Here is a 14408-nt window from a genome sequence, read left to right on the forward strand (position 1 = left end):
GCGCGTGGTGCAGGCACCGGACCTGGATTTCTGCGGGATACGCGAGGTGGAGATGATCTACGAGGACAGCGCCGGCCAGCGGCATACGCTGCGCTATCCGGTGTGGGGGCAGGGGTGTGGGAATGAGAACTGACGGCTCAGGCGGGAGCCCGGCTGCGGAACAGTTACTTGCTTCATCCGGGGCTGCAGTGCTCGGGTGCTCCTGACCGCGAACGCTATGGGCGTGTCCCTGTGGGCGAAAGCCAGTCGCACTATCGGGAAGGCAGCGGATGTGCGCGCAGCGACTTGCGGAAATCTGCCGGGGACATCCCGCGTGCCTGGCGGAAGGCGTGGCTGAAGGCGCTGGCCTGGGAGAAGCCGAGCAACAAGGCAATCTCCAGGACGCTGGAGTTGGTGTGCCGCAGATGCCGCTCGGCCAGGTCCATGCGCACCGACTCCAGAACCTGGTTGAAGCCCTGACCTTCCGCGGTGAGCTTGCGCTGCAGGGTTCTCGGGGACATGGCGAGCTGGCCGGCCAGACCTTCGAGGCTGAAATCCCCGTTGGGAATGCGTTCGGCCAGCAGCGCGCGCAGGCGGCCGGTTACTGATCGTGGGGTATGGGTGCGTCCCAGTTGCCGGTCGGCTTCGAGCAGCAGACTTTTGTGGGTGCTCGGGTCTGCGCCCATGATCCGCATGGAAAGCAGCGATTCGGAGAACGTCAGTACATTGCTGCCCGCGCCGAATTCCACCGGGCATCCGAAGTAGCGTTCGTAGAGAGCCGGATCACCCATCGCCGAGTGCATCATCTTCACTCCCAGCAACGGCACGTTGCAGCCGATGAGCCAGCGCCCGTAGGCTGCCCGGCCGGCAATCAGCGCTTCCAGCAGGTAGCCGTTGCAGGGCTCCTGATCGTCGACGAGTACGTCCTCCACCATCACCACATTGTTGTTGATGCTGATATGTGTCTGGCTGGACGGAAGATCCAGGACTATCGCCGCATAGCGGTGAACCAGACTGAGCGATTCGCCCAGCGTCGAGCTGGTCATCATCATGTAGCCGAGCACGCCATAGCTGCTGACATGCACCTTCGAACCCACCACCAGTCCGAAATGCGGTAGCCCGGTCAGGTAGGCGGAGCGTTCCAGCAGGTCGCACAGATAGTGAAGGGGAATCCGCTGGATCGGATCATGGAGCCAATCCTGGGGCAGTTCGACCTCGCGCAGAAGTTACTCAACCTGGCATCCATGCTGTTCAGCGACTCGTAACGCGTGATTGACGAATGTGGCGCTGACGGTGGCAGGGCGCATAAGAATGTCTGGGTCCGGTAAAATTGGGCGCGAATCTAGCAAGGGCAACGCTGGGGCGGCGAGTGGCATCCGTCGGCAGCGTCAAGCCCGGCCGCTGACCAGCACACCGGCACCGGTGATCTGCGTGGCGGCTTCGGATAGCAGGAACATGATCACCGCACAAAGCTGCTCCGGTGCCACCCAGCGACCGTACTCGGCACCTGGCATCGCCGCGCGATTCTGCGGAGTGTCGAGGACGCTGGAGAGCACCGCATTGACGGTGATCGCCTTTCCCTTCAGTTCCTCGGCGAGGTCCTCGGTCAGGTTCAGCACGGCGGCCTTGGTCGCCCCATAGACACCGTTGGCCTGGCCCTTTCGGGCGGCAACCCCTGAACCGATGTTGACGATGCGCCCGGCCGGCGATTGCAGCAGCAGGGGAAGCGCGGCCTTGCTGATGTTCAGCGCGGTACGCAGGTGCACGCCATACAGCCATTTCGCCAGGTTGCGATCCCCCAGCGGCATGGGCCGGCAGGTGATACCGCCGATGATGTTCACCAGTGCGTCGAGACGCCCGAAATGCTTCTCGACTTGCTGGATGATCTCCAGACAGGTGGGCGCTACGGTCAGGTCGACGCGGGGCAGGACCAGCAGGGTGGGCGAGGAGGGTACCGGGCAGGGCGTGCGGTCGATCAGCACCAGCCTGGCGCCACACCCCGCGAAGAGGTTCGCCAGCGCCTCGCCGAGGTCCCCGAAAGCCCCGGTGATAGCTACGACGCGGTCCGACAGCAAATGATCCATGGTCAACCTCCGGCCTGTGCGTTTAGCGCACGTAAGCTAAAGAGGAGTCCGCCTGGAGTCATGCGACTGAACGTCAACTTGGTATCGATAATCCGACATCGGTGTCGGAGCGGGAGAATCAGGCGTTTGGTCGGAACTTCCCCCGCCATTCGAACAAGCTATGTCCCTGCTGTATTGGAATAAGTGGCTACGATCTGGCGCTTGGCACTGAGGTCCGGTCGTCAGGAGTGCTTTGGCCGCAAGCGCTTCTGGCGCACTGTCAGCCTCACCTTCCGCACCGTCTCCACAAACGGCGTGACGATCAGGCTCCACAGCGACGAATACTTCGCATCGTCATGCTCCCCCGCGCCGAACTGGATTGGCTCCGGCGCGCGCTGGGTGACGTAGAGCGTGCCGAACAGCCAGTCCCACAGCGACAGGTTGATGCCGAAGTTCCTGTTGAAGTGCCGAGGCGCGTCGCTGTGGTGGATCTGGTGCTGGGCGGGGCTGTTGATCACGTGCTCGACCAGCGGCCCGAACGACAGCCACACATGGCTGTGGCGCAGGTTGGTCGCCAGCACGTTGAACAGCAGGATCAGGTAGGTCACGCCGAACAGCGTATAGGCGCTGATCTGCCCGCCACAGACGTACCAGAAGATGCCGGCGTAGGCGCCCAGCAGCACGGTCCCGGCCAGGTTCGCCGCCAGCTTCTCGACGAAGTGCACGCGGCTCGCCGTGATCGGTGTCAGCACCGCCGCCGAGTGATGCACCTTGTGGAACGCCCACAGCCAGCGCGAGTGGAAGGCGCGGTGCACCCAGTAGTTCTTGAAGTCGCTGACCAGGAACACGCCCAGCCCATAAAGAAGTGACAGGCTGAGGTTCTCGCCCACCTGCGGCCGCGCGCCCCACAGGTTGGTGAAGAAGGCGATGTAGTCGCCCGAGCGCAGGATGTAGGGATCGACCAGCCCGATGATGGGCAACAGCAACACCACATTGAGGATGCCGCGCACCAGGTAGTAGCGGTAATCCAGCAGCGCCGAACGATGGAAATTAACCCGCGCGCCGCCAATGAACTGCCAGAACGACGTCGATTGCGTCAGCCCGCGTTGCCGGCGGAAGCGGAACAGCGCGTAGGCGATGGCGTAGGAGCACAGCAGGAACACCACGCCGACGCGGCCACTGAGGTCGAAGAGGCCGGCGACCTGGTTGGTAACCGGATCGACCACCAGCTCGGTGAGGTGACGATGGATATGAGAGAGGTCAGGCATGGGCGCTGGCGCCGGAAGTCAGGTGAACAGAGTTGAACGTCGAGTGACCGGCCATGGCGCTGAGGCGCTGGCGACTCATGGGGCGTCACGTGTTCGCTCAGCATGGGACCTGGGGGAGGACGCTGTCAAAGTTCAGCAGCGCCGGGGCGGGGCAATTCGACAGGGGGGCGTCAGCAACCTGATGTGCGGAGGCGATCGGAGTGGCCTGAAATGGCCTGCTGAACGGGACAGCCCATCGATGAGGTGGGCAGGCGCCCGCACGGCGCACTAAGCCAGGGCGTAACCTTGAGGGAGTCGGCCAAGAACCGATATCCGCGAAGCTGCAGGTTCCGCGCGACGGGCAGGGTGCAGAGGTTTGCCGGTCAGCAATGAGCCGCGTGGTTGATGGCTCAGGCTGCCGTCGCCAAGGGCTGCTGTTGTCGATCCAGCATTTCCTGGAGTTCAGCCACTGAGTCCAGGACTCTCTGCGCCCAGCGCTCATCGTCCGGACGCACGACGACGACGCGGAAACCGTGGTCATGGCCTTCGCTCTTCACGCCTTCGGAATCATCGACATGCAGGTCGATATCGAATGCCGGCGGAAGTTTCGAGGGCGAGTTCGCCAGCCCGCGCTCGGTCAGGGCCTGGTTGTGCCGAACGCTGTTGACCACGCCGTCGACGTGGATGCCATACAACAACAGCCAGCGCCGGATATAGGACGGTGTACGGCCGGAGGACGTGTAGACCCAGATGCTGCAGCCCTGGCGGCGTAGTTCCCGGGTCAGGGAGCGGGTGCCGATACGCAGCGGTTCGCCAAGCCAGCGATGAATGAACAGCGGGAGCCTGCTGGGTTCGACGTCGCTGTGGTGGGGGAGGCAGGCCAGGGTGTCATCGATATCGAACGAAATCCGTATGCGCGGGCGTCCGAACCGGTAAGGCGCAAGGGAACCCTTCATGGCGTCCCACAGCTGATCCTTGATGGCCAGGCAGGTTGCGAGCATGGGCTGGGTGGTCATCAGGCACCTCCCTGATGGGCGGAGGCGTGTTTTTCGCCAAGGAAGAATCGCTGCGAATCCGCTGCCTGATCTTCGAGGAAGGCTGCGTACTTTTTCTTGATCTTGGGCAATTCGAAAAGCGCCTTTACGCCATGCTTGGCAGAGTTGCGGATGACCGATGACGGGTTGTAGTAACCCTTGGCGTTGTCCAGGGTCAGCACGAACGGCGGCAGCCCGGCACGTAGCAGCAGATAGCTGACGATGAGCGAGCCGCTGCGATGGTTACCTTCGATGAACAACTGCGGTTTGCTCAGAATCCGCACATAGACCCCGGCCGCGCGCTTCCACACCGATTCGCTGTGATACGCGCAGTACCAGTTGAACAGGTCCTTGATGCCGCCTTCCACGTTGTTGAAGAAGTGCGCCTCGGTGGCCGCCAGGTGCGGCGCGAATTCCAGCCGACGGGCAGGGTCCCGGCCGCACAGCACGGTGGCGTTGATCTCCAGCATCAGGTTGACCTGCTGCAGATCGAACAGGTCGACGCCCCGTGCGACGTAGTCGTCGATCAGGGCGTAGCCCTCCAGCACGTTGTGCAGCACTTCGTCGGTGAACGGATCACGCGGCTCGGTAAAGCACTGGCTGAGCTCGCCGAAACGGCCTTGCACCTCACGCAGCGCACGTTCAATCGCTCGCAGATCAAGACGGCGCGTGGCAGGCATGGGCGACCCTGAAGAGGAGGTGAGAGGCTTCATACGACTGCAGATTCGACTCAGCTGAACTTGCCGCTGATGTAGTCCTCGGTCATTTTTTCTCGCGGGCTTTCGAAGATCTGCTTTGTCGCGCCCATTTCGACCAGGTAGCCCGTGCGCGTGCCCTGGGAAATGTCCACCGAGAAGAATGCCGTGGTGTCAGCGACACGGATGGCCTGCTGCATGTTGTGGGTGACCAGCGCGATGGTGTAGTCCTTCTTCAGCTCGACCATCAGCTCCTCGACGCGGCGGGTAGCGATCGGGTCGAGTGCCGAGCACGGCTCGTCCAGCAACAGGACTTCCGGTTCGGTGGCAATCGCGCGAGCGATGCACAGGCGTTGCTGCTGGCCACCGGAGAGCGACAGGCCGCTCACCTTCAGCTTGTCCTTCACTTCATCCCACAGCGCGGCGCCCTGCAGGGCATGCTTGACCCGGTCGCCGATGTCGCCCTTGTAGCGATTGAGGCGCAGGCCAAACGCGACGTTGTCGAAGATGCTCATCGAAAACGGGTTCGGCTGCTGGAACACCATGCCGATGTAGCGGCGCACGACCACAGGGTCCACACCCTTGCCGTAGACGTCCTGCCCGAGGAAATGCACATGGCCCTCGAAACGGAAGCCGCGCACCAGATCGTTCATCCGGTTCAGGCTGCGCAGCACGGTGCTCTTGCCGCAGCCGGAAGGGCCGATGAAGCCGGTGATCTTGTTCTTTTCGATCGGCACGTGGCTGTCACGTACCGCCATGAAGTTGCCGTAGAAAATCTTGTCCAGTTTGCAGTCCATGACCACCTGGGTCTCGGCGCCAACCGGGGCGACTTTCTGTGCAGTAGCTGTGTTCACGATTCGGATGCTCCGTATCTCAAAACTTGGGCTTGCCAAAAATGCGACTGATGACGTTCACGATCAGCACGATCATCACCAGCACCAGCGATGCGGCCCACGCGAGCTCGAGCTGGTTGTCGAAGGGCATGCCGGAGAAGTTGTAGATCAGTACGGAAAGCGAGGCCGTGGGGTTCATCACTGCCAGGCTGCCGTCGTGGTAGATCCAGTAGTTGCTGAACAATGCGGTGAACAGCAACGGTGCGGTCTCGCCTGCGGCGCGCGCCACGGCCAGCATGACGCCGGTGAGGATTGCCGGCAGGCCGGTAGGCAGCACGATCTTCCAGATCACCTGGGCGCGGGTGCAGCCCATGCCGTAGGCGGCATCCTTCATGATCTTGGGCACCATCTTCATCGACTCTTCGGCCGTGAGCACGACGATCGGCAGCATCAGCACGGCCAGTGCCACGCCACCCGCCGGTGCCGAGTAGGTGCCGGTGGTCATCACGACCAGAGCGTAGGCGAAGACCCCGGCCAGGATGGAGGGCAGGCCGGTGAGCGTCTTGGCGGCAAAGCGCGCGGCGCTCGCCAGTTTGCTGTCCGGCCTCAGTTCAGCCAGGAAGACGGCTGCCATGATGCCAACCGGAACGGCAATGGCGGCGGCGATACCGACCATGACGAAGGTGCCGGCCAGCGCGTTGCCGAAGCCGCCGCCCGTCTCGAAGCCGGTCGGTGGCAGCTCGGTGAAGACCTCCAGGCTCAGGCGTGCACCGCCGCGGGTGATCAGCATGTAGAGCACGGAGATCAGCGGCACGCTGGCCAGCAGGGCGCCGATCCAGACCAGCGTGGTCAGCACGAGGCTGCGCAGGGCACGGCCCTCGAGCTTGCGCTGCAGGCTCGGCAGGGCGGATGCGGTGGGAGTGAGGCTGGTCATTACTTGGTCCCCCGCTGGGCGTAAAGCATGATCATGGAGCCGAGTACGTTGACGATCAGGGTGATGAACATCAGCACCAGTGCGGCATACATCAGCACTTCAACCTCGTTCGGCCCGGCTTCGGGGAAGTTCAGCGCCAGCAAGGCTGCCAGCGTGTTGGCCGGTGCGAACAGCGACAGGGAAATGGTGTTCGCGTTGCCGACCAGCATGGCCAGGGCCATGGTTTCACCCAGTGCGCGGCCCAGGCCCAGGACCAGGGAGCCGAAGATGCCGGTGGCAGCGGAGGGCACCATCACCTTGAGGATCGCTTCCCAATGGGTGGTTCCCATTCCGTAGGCGGCCTGCTTGGTCTTCATCGGCACGCTGGCAAGAGCGTCCTGCGAGACCGCGGCAATGGTGGGCAGAATCATGATGGCAAGCACCAGAGAGGCGGGCAGCAACCCTGGCCCGCTCAACGATGTGCCGAAAAAGGGTATCCAGCCGAGTTCGCTGTTCAACCACGCCGTCAGCGGGCGAATGGCCGGGATCACCACGTAGATCCCCCACAGGCCGTAAACGACGCTGGGGATGGCGGCGAGCAGTTCGACGATGGTACGGAACACCGCCGCCAGCCTGGCGGGGAGGAAATCCTGGGTCAGGAAGATCGCCATGCTGACGCCGAACAGGCCTGCGATCAGCAGCGCGATCAGTGCGCTGTAGAGCGTGCCCCAGATGGCCGGCAAAATGCCGTACTTGCCCTGGTTGACGTCCCAGACCGAACCCAGGAGAACGTCCAGGCCATGTTTCTCCATGCCCGGAAAGGCCTTGCGGCCGACTTCGAACACGAGGGCAACGACCAGCACCAGAATCAGGACCACACCCAGGCGTGCAATGGCACGGAAGGTCCGGTCAACCAGGAAATCCTTCGCGGATGGCGGTTGGCAGGCAGAGTCCGGATTTACCGGTACGACAAAAGGTTGGGTCATGGGGGAGTTCCGGAACAGGTGGAAATCTCATCCGGCGTGGCTGACAGCCCACGCCGGATGAAGACTCGCAGGCGTTACTGGATGTTGGCGGAAGCTTTGCGAACCTGATCGACGACTGCTTGCGGCAGCGGGATGTAGCCCATCGAATCAGCGATCTTCTGCCCTTCGGTCAGGCCGTACTCGACCATTTCACGCATGGCCTTGGCCTTGGCCGGGCTCTCGTTGTGCTTGCGGAAGATCATCCAGGTGTAGGAGGTGATCGGGTAGGACTGGGCACCGTCCGGATCGGGCAGCCAGGCCACCAGGTTCTCCGGGAACTTCACGGCAGCCAGCGCCGCAGCACCGCTTTCTGCGTTCGGTACGACGTACTGACCGGCCTTGTTCTGCAGTTCGGCGAAGTCGACCTTGGCCAGCTTGGCGAAGCCGTACTCGATATAGCCGATGGCGCCAGGGGTCTGGCGAACGGTAGCGGTCACGCCATCGTTCTTCGGCGACTTGATGAATTTGTCGCTGGCCGGCCAGTTGACGGTGTTGCCTTCACCCAGGGCAGTCTTGAACTCCGGGTTGATGGTCGACATGTGCTTGGTGAACACAGCGGTGGTGCCGCTGGAGTCCGCACGCACGACAACGGTGATCGGCAGGGCCGGCAGCTTCAGCTCAGGGTTGGCCGCGACGATCTGCGGGTCGTTCCACTGAGTGATCTTGCCCAGGAAGATGTTGGAGTAAACGTCGCGCGGCAGTTTCAGCCCTTTGGGGCTGCCCGGCAGGTTGTACGCCAGGACGATTTCGCCGGCGGTCATCGGCAGCAGTTGCACGCCTTCGGCAACCTTGGCGATGTCCTCGTCCTTCATGGCCGAGTCACTGGCCGCGAAATCCACGGTCTTGTTGAGGAAATCCTGTACGCCCGCACCGCTGCCCTTGGACTGGTAATCCACGGTGACGCCAGCGGTTTTCTTGCTGAAGTCCTTGAACCAGGTCAGGTAGATCGGAGCGGGGAAGCTGGCGCCCGAGCCGGTCAGGCGGACGCTTTCGTCGGCAAAGGCGACGGAAGTGGCACACATGGACAGCGTAACGGCGATCGCAGCAGATTTCACAAAGCTTTTCATCGAGGGCAATCCTTTTGATATCGGGCTGCCATACTGTGATCGGGTCCTGTGAAATTTTTATGACAGCGCGGTGGCAAGCGCTCTGGCTCGCCGGCTCGACTGGCCTATCTCCGGGCTTCCGCGATGCGCGTCAGGTGAATTCGCAGCTACTGCCCGCCTTGGCTGGCGGCCATTTCAGGGTAGGGGCGGAGGGGCAGGGCGGGGGAATGCCCCATCTGTTCGATGAGCGCGCTGCGCAATAAATAGTTACGGTCACTCGGCAGTGCAGAGGTGGGTGAACAAGGCGATGTAGTCGCCCGGCGCAGGAGGTACGGGTCGACCAGCCCGACGATGGGCAGCAGCAACACCCTATTCAGAATGCCGCGCATCAGGTAGTAGCGGTAATCCAGCAGCGCCGAGCGATGCAGATTCACCCGGCTGCCGCCAATGAACTGCCAGAACGATGCCGCCTGCTTTGCCGGCAGAAGCGGAACAGCGCCTAGGCGATGGTGTAGGAGCACAGCAGGAACACCACGCCGACGCGGCCGCTGAGGTCGAAGAGGCCGGAGTGCTAATTGGCCACGGGCTTGATGAGTAGGGTGATCAGGTGCTGGTGGAGGTGCGAGAGGTCAAGCATGAGAGTTATGCGCCGTTGAGTCCTACGTTCAGAGTATTCTTGCTGTGGCAGTTGCAAAATGGGGGGGGCATTTCGTTCAGATAGAAGGATGGGGGCGCGGGTCTGAATCACCAAGATGGATTCATAGTGGAAAAATAAATCCTACCCCTTCTTCGGTCATGGGTGAAATGCTCGGTAAGCTCAAGATTTTTCTTTTTATGAAAACGGCTCTCTTGAGTAGGTGTTTTAGTCCTAGGGTTGTTTTGATTTTTTTGGAGGGGATGAAGTGCTCGATTTTTACGATTTAATTGATAGAAAGATATTCTTTCGCGACCCTGGCGTAAATGTAATGGGGGAGAACGTTTTTACCATATTGGTCGGAAAGAATGGTTCAGGAAAGAGTCAGTTGCTGAGGTCGGTTTTGTTGAGTTTGGTTGGGGACTCATTATTGGTGGGTGTTAATCTTCAGGAGCGATTTAAAGAGTCAGTATCTCCGTCGAAGTTTGTTTTCTCTGGTCGACCCAAAAGTGTAATTGCTTCATCTGTCAGTCCGTTTGATAAATTTCCCATCAGTAAGTCGAAGAATAGGGCGGGGTATTATAGGTACTTGGGGCTGAAAGGTCTATCCAGTATGAATCTGGGTGCTGGGTTTATGAGTAGAACGATTTCTTCACTTGTTGATGTTCTTGTTAGTTGTCCGGAGCGGTTTGGGGTTGTAGGAAAGATTTTTGATTATCTAAATTATGACTTCTATCTTCGCTCAAGAGTACAGCTTGATATTCCTTTGGAGGAGGTTCAAGTTATCCTTGGCTCAGGAAGTTCTCATGATGCATTTTTTTCTGCCCTGAGAAGCCGCTATGGTTCTGTCGAATTCTCTCAGTCTAATAGGTTTAACTATAGTGAGGACGAGGTTGAGTCAATAATTTCGGCGCTTTCACACGTCTTGGCTCAGAGAGGGGAGAGGCGGAAGGGGAATGTAAAGTTTGATTTCTTTCTGACAAAAGATGGTGTTTTTTTAGAGTCAGGGCCGATAGATGGCTCGACATTGATTTTGTTGCGGAGTGGGCTGTTAGTCTCTAAGGAGATTAGCTTGTCAAAGAAGGGGGTTGGCAAACCTTTTCATATTAAAGATGCTAGCTCTGGTGAGCAGTCAGTTCTTTTGTCGCTCCTTGGTATCGCGAGTCATATTGTAGACGGGTCGTTGGTGTTAATTGATGAGCCTGAAATATGCCTGCATCCTGAGTGGCAAGAGAGATACATTGAACTTTTGGTGGGGCTTTTTAGTTCCTTTGTTGATTGTCACTTTATAATTGCGACCCATTCGCCGCAAATAGTTTCGGGGGTGGGTGACAGAAACTGCTATGTGCTTGATGTGCAGAGTGGTGAAATGAATTCGGCAGCGTCGTTCAATAAGAGGTCTGCTGATTTTCAGTTGGCTAATTTGTTTAGTGCTCCGGGATATAAGAATGAGTATTTATCTAGGGAGGTAATCGGTGTGCTGATGGCGCTATCTCGTCGCGAGGAGTTGTCGCCTCAGCGCCGTGAGTCAGTAGAGAAAATGGTGCGACTTTTGCCGTTGATTAATTCGGATGATCCAAATTTCAAGTTAATATCTATGTTGGCAGATGTTATGGAGTCTAGCTGATGGTTGCTGCTAGGCGCTGTTTTCAATTGACTAATGCGTATGTTTATACCGCTGAAGAGGTATTGCTGATAGAGCGAGGCTTTTCCGGTCTCTCCAGTGAGGATATGTACCGATTTTGGGGGGCTATTAAAGATGGTGAGTGGAGTGATCTAAAAGGACGAATAAAAACTCATTATATTTTGGTGCAAGATTATACTTGTCCCTATTGCCTTCAGCGTATGCAGGTTGACCACAAAGGGATGTGGGATGCGGAGCATATAATTCCAAGGCGGTCGCATCCGCATTTTACCTTTGAGGCTGAAAATCTATGTGTGAGTTGTAAAGATTGTAATGGAGAAAAATCTAATAAGGCCGTGACGAAGTCTTCCGTAAAAAATAAATTTAGCCGAGATGAAAGCGACTATTTAATTGTTCATCCTCATTTTGATAAGTATTCTGATCATATAAAAGTGGTCGCGCCTGCAGGTTTCTATCTTCCTAGAACTGATAAGGGGCGAGCGCTTGTGGAAGTTTGTGGTCTGTTAAGGTTTGTCTTTCAATATGCCGACTATGGTTTTGCCTCGGCCGAGGTTAAGGCGCAAATGGCGGATTTAAATTTCCAGTTGCAAGAGTCTGTGGATTCTCTAGAGCAATCTTTTGTTCTTGACTGTATACAGGAGTTGGCTGCTAGGGCAAAGGATGCAATGCGTAAAGATTCCTTGAAGAGTTTGATGTCTTGAATAGTTTCTGGGGTTTTATAGATCAAGTTTTTTATGTGGCTTTAGATTTTAAGTCGCGTGCAACTCCCCTGCTTGACGTATATCGGTCATCTACTTAACCTCTCCTTGCCCTGGGAAAGCGCCAGGGTCGGGTTTGGCGACTCGAATAACTACCTAGGTGCGGTGACGCTTCGTCAGATCGTGGCATATCAACACGTCCACGGTTCTTCGCTATGGCGGGCCGCACAGGGAGACCTTCGGGTCTGCCGGGACCTAGGTAGCCGGTTCGCCAACCCTGTGTGGCTCTGCCTCCCTCATCGTTTGGCGACGATCAGGGCGGTGGTTTCTCGAAACTACCTAGGAAAAGCACATGGACGACATCTACGTTCCCACCGTATTCCACCGCTACAACCGTTCCCTGCGCGGCGTGTTGATCGACAACCAGCCCTGGTTGGTCGCCCGCGAGCTGGGCTATCTGATCCGCGAGCGGGTCGAATCGTACGTACTTCGAATGGATGAAGACCTCTTTCGCGAAGCGCGCCTGGTGACGGGTGGCGGCGAGGAGGTCGTGTTGTTGGTCAGTGATTTCGGCGCCTTCCATGTGCTGCATCGGTTTCGCGATCCGGAGCATCGGGAGTTGCGCAAGTGGATCACCGGGCATGTGTTGCCGGTGCTGAGGGATCAGGGACCGGGCAGGGCGGGATACCCGCAGCGCATGCAGGCAAGAGGGGAAGGTCGGGCGCTGGCGGTACTGGATTGGCAGGGGGAGTTGTGGGTGCCGATGGAGGAGGTGCCGCGGTTGATGCGCGAGGAAAGGCGCGGGAGATGGTGGCGGAGGGAGTAGGGAGCGGGGATGTTGGAAAGCGCCTGTCGGCGCTGTTCGCGGGCATGGCACGCTCCTACAAGAGCAAGAGCCCCTCACCCTAACCCTCTCCCGCAAGCGGGAGAGGGGACCGTTCAGCGTCAGGGCAAGCCTTGGCGTTAGCCGGTGGGCATGTCCCAGCTAGCCGTCACGCAGCCGGCGGGGTGCCTTCGGCGTTGGCGACCACGGCGTCGATCTGGATCGCCGCGCCCTTGGGCAGGGCCGAGACGCCAACGACACGGCGGGCCGGAGTGCCGCCCGGGAAGTAGGTGGCGTACACCTCATCCACTGCGGCGATGTCGTCGATGCGGGTCAGGAAGACGTTGACCTTCACCACGTCGGCGAGCGCATGGTCGATGCTTTCGACAATGGCCTTGAGGTGCTTGAAGCACTGCGCGGCCTGTTCCTTGACGCCGCCTGCCACCAGTTCACCGGTCTTCATATCCAGCGGCAGCTGGGCGGAGATGTGGTTGTAGTGGGAGAAGGCGACGGTCTGCGTGGAGTACGGGCAGGGCGGCGCGGCGTCGGTGTTGTGGGCCTTGATGACGATGCCGTGGCGATCTTCCACTGCTTGCGGCGGGGTGCCGTCACCGTGGGAGACCACCGCTTCGATCTGCACCAGGGCATCCAGCGGCAGGGCTTTCGCCGCTACCACGGTGCGCGCCGGGAAGTAGCCGACGGCGCGGGCGATGGCGGAGTCGGGGAAGAAGGTGGTGTAGACCTGATTCACCGCTTCCATGTCGGCGAGGTTCTTGACGAAGACGGTGATGCGCACGATGTCGTCGAAGGGTACGTCGATGCCTTCGAGGATGTTCTTGATGTTGCGCAGGCACTGCGCGGTCTGTTCCTTGACGCCGCCGGCGACCAGTTTGCCGGTGCGTGGGTCGATGGGCAGTTGCGCGGAGAGGTTGTTGTAGTGCGAGAAGGCGACCGACTGGGTGGACAGCGGGCTCAGCGGCGCGCTCTCGGTGCTGCCCTCGACCTTGATCAGGTCGCCGGCCTGGGGGGCGTTGGGGATGGTGCCTTCGCCGCAGGTGATGAGGGCCTCGACCTGCACCTGGGCGCCCAGCGGCAGCGCTGCCACGCCGACGGTGGTGAGGGTCGGGAGGTAGTTGGGGAAGAAGCCTGCGTGGACTTTACCGACGGTTTCGGCGTCGGCGATGTTGGTCAGGAAGACCGAGATGCGCACGCTGTCGTCGAGCGTGTGGCCGATGCTTTCCACCACGGCCTTGAGGTTCCTGTAGCACTGTTCGGCCTGCTCCTTCACGCCGCCGGCGACCAGTTTGCCGCTGGCCGGGTCGATGGGCAGTTGTGCCGACAGGTTGTTGTAGTGGGAGAAAGCGACGGTTTGCGAATAAGGGCCGGTGCCCTGGGGGGCCTTGTCGGTGTTTCTCGCCAGTACTGCGTTGTAGCCACTCATGAGGGTGCTCCCTGGTTTGCTGGGAATCCGTGGGTTTCGTGGCAAAGGCTCAGTCCGGTTCGTTATCGGTCGTTGCCACTGTTGATTCAGACGACGGACATCGAACTCGTCGAGAGGCGCGCAGACTATCGAGTCTCCAGGGTGGACCCCTTTGACTTAAGGCAAGCGTAGTGGGGTCTTCTTACCGGGTTGTTTCAATTGGCGATGGACGTTAGTCGGGATTGTTTGCACGCGGGGTGCGATGGGCAGGAGTGAGTACTTCCGTGGAAGCCCGGTGTCAGAGCTTTTCCCTCACCCCAGCCCTCTCCCTGGGGAGAGGGGGTAGGCTGTGC

General features: G+C 59.5%; 15 protein-coding genes. 4 read left to right on the plus strand and 11 right to left on the minus strand.

Features of this window, described 5'->3' with window-relative positions; translation table 11 throughout:
* Positions 1–7 precede the first annotated feature (7 nt).
* Positions 8–133, plus strand: a complete 126-nt coding sequence (locus N5C91_RS27450) for a DUF2790 domain-containing protein (RefSeq protein WP_279833509.1) — start codon at positions 8–10, stop codon at positions 131–133.
* A gap of 118 nt (positions 134–251) precedes the next feature.
* Here N5C91_RS27450 and N5C91_RS27455 read toward each other — a convergent pair whose 3' ends face one another.
* The 10 genes from N5C91_RS27455 to N5C91_RS27500 all read right to left on the minus strand — a co-directional run bounded on the left by N5C91_RS27455 (position 252) and on the right by N5C91_RS27500 (position 9356).
* Positions 252–1202 carry an AraC family transcriptional regulator gene (locus tag N5C91_RS27455; RefSeq protein WP_279833511.1) on the minus strand — a complete coding sequence of 317 codons (951 nt, stop codon included), beginning with the start codon at positions 1200–1202 and terminating at the stop codon, positions 252–254.
* Between the two features lie 165 nt (positions 1203–1367).
* Positions 1368–2063, minus strand: a complete 696-nt coding sequence (locus N5C91_RS27460) for an SDR family NAD(P)-dependent oxidoreductase (protein WP_279833392.1) — start codon at positions 2061–2063, stop codon at positions 1368–1370.
* Positions 2064–2284: 221 nt separating this feature from the next.
* Positions 2285–3310, minus strand: coding sequence for a sterol desaturase family protein (locus N5C91_RS27465; protein ID WP_279833394.1), 1026 nt, complete (start codon positions 3308–3310; stop codon positions 2285–2287).
* 389 nt (positions 3311–3699) lie between these two features.
* Positions 3700–4245 (minus strand): hypothetical protein, encoded by a 546-nt coding sequence (locus N5C91_RS27470; RefSeq protein ID WP_236174140.1) that lies wholly within the window; start codon positions 4243–4245, stop codon positions 3700–3702.
* Positions 4246–4304: 59 nt separating this feature from the next.
* Entirely contained in the window at positions 4305–5003 is a 699-nt protein-coding gene (locus N5C91_RS27475; RefSeq protein ID WP_236174033.1) for a hypothetical protein, read from the minus strand.
* A 50-nt stretch (positions 5004–5053) separates the two neighbouring features.
* Positions 5054–5815, minus strand: a complete 762-nt coding sequence (gene pstB, locus N5C91_RS27480; RefSeq protein ID WP_054911197.1) for a phosphate ABC transporter ATP-binding protein PstB — start codon at positions 5813–5815, stop codon at positions 5054–5056.
* Between the two features lie 76 nt (positions 5816–5891).
* A complete protein-coding gene (gene pstA, locus N5C91_RS27485; protein WP_279833398.1) occupies positions 5892–6785 on the minus strand; it encodes a phosphate ABC transporter permease PstA in 894 nt (297 codons plus the stop codon).
* A complete protein-coding gene (pstC, locus tag N5C91_RS27490; RefSeq protein ID WP_081519724.1) occupies positions 6785–7750 on the minus strand; it encodes a phosphate ABC transporter permease subunit PstC in 966 nt (321 codons plus the stop codon). The genes pstA and pstC overlap by 1 nt, the downstream gene beginning before the upstream one ends.
* A 74-nt stretch (positions 7751–7824) precedes the next feature.
* On the minus strand, positions 7825–8856 hold the full coding sequence (pstS, locus tag N5C91_RS27495; RefSeq protein ID WP_236200905.1) for a phosphate ABC transporter substrate-binding protein PstS: 1032 nt from the start codon (positions 8854–8856) through the stop codon (positions 7825–7827).
* 146 nt (positions 8857–9002) lie between these two features.
* A complete protein-coding gene (locus N5C91_RS27500) occupies positions 9003–9356 on the minus strand; it encodes a hypothetical protein (protein WP_279833401.1) in 354 nt (117 codons plus the stop codon).
* A 381-nt stretch (positions 9357–9737) separates the two neighbouring features.
* On the opposite strand from N5C91_RS27500, the gene N5C91_RS27505 reads away from it, so the two are divergent.
* The 3 genes from N5C91_RS27505 (at position 9738) to N5C91_RS27515 (ending at position 12638) form a co-directional block, all read left to right on the plus strand.
* A complete protein-coding gene (locus tag N5C91_RS27505) occupies positions 9738–11096 on the plus strand; it encodes an AAA family ATPase (protein ID WP_279833402.1) in 1359 nt (452 codons plus the stop codon).
* Positions 11096–11815 carry an HNH endonuclease signature motif containing protein gene (locus N5C91_RS27510; protein ID WP_279833404.1) on the plus strand — a complete coding sequence of 240 codons (720 nt, stop codon included), beginning with the start codon at positions 11096–11098 and terminating at the stop codon, positions 11813–11815. Before N5C91_RS27505 ends, N5C91_RS27510 begins: the two co-directional genes overlap by 1 nt.
* A 349-nt stretch (positions 11816–12164) precedes the next feature.
* The gene (locus N5C91_RS27515) at positions 12165–12638 is read left to right on the plus strand and encodes a phage antirepressor (protein WP_279833405.1); all 474 of its coding nucleotides are present in this window, start codon (positions 12165–12167) and stop codon (positions 12636–12638) included.
* Between the two features lie 166 nt (positions 12639–12804).
* On the opposite strand, the gene N5C91_RS27520 is transcribed toward N5C91_RS27515, so the two are convergent.
* Positions 12805–14076 (minus strand): Rid family hydrolase, encoded by a 1272-nt coding sequence (locus N5C91_RS27520; protein ID WP_279833409.1) that lies wholly within the window; start codon positions 14074–14076, stop codon positions 12805–12807.
* Positions 14077–14408: the final 332 nt, after the last annotated feature.

This window comes from Pseudomonas sp. GD03903, assembly GCF_029840045.1.
Lineage (GTDB): Bacteria > Pseudomonadota > Gammaproteobacteria > Pseudomonadales > Pseudomonadaceae > Pseudomonas > Pseudomonas pseudonitroreducens.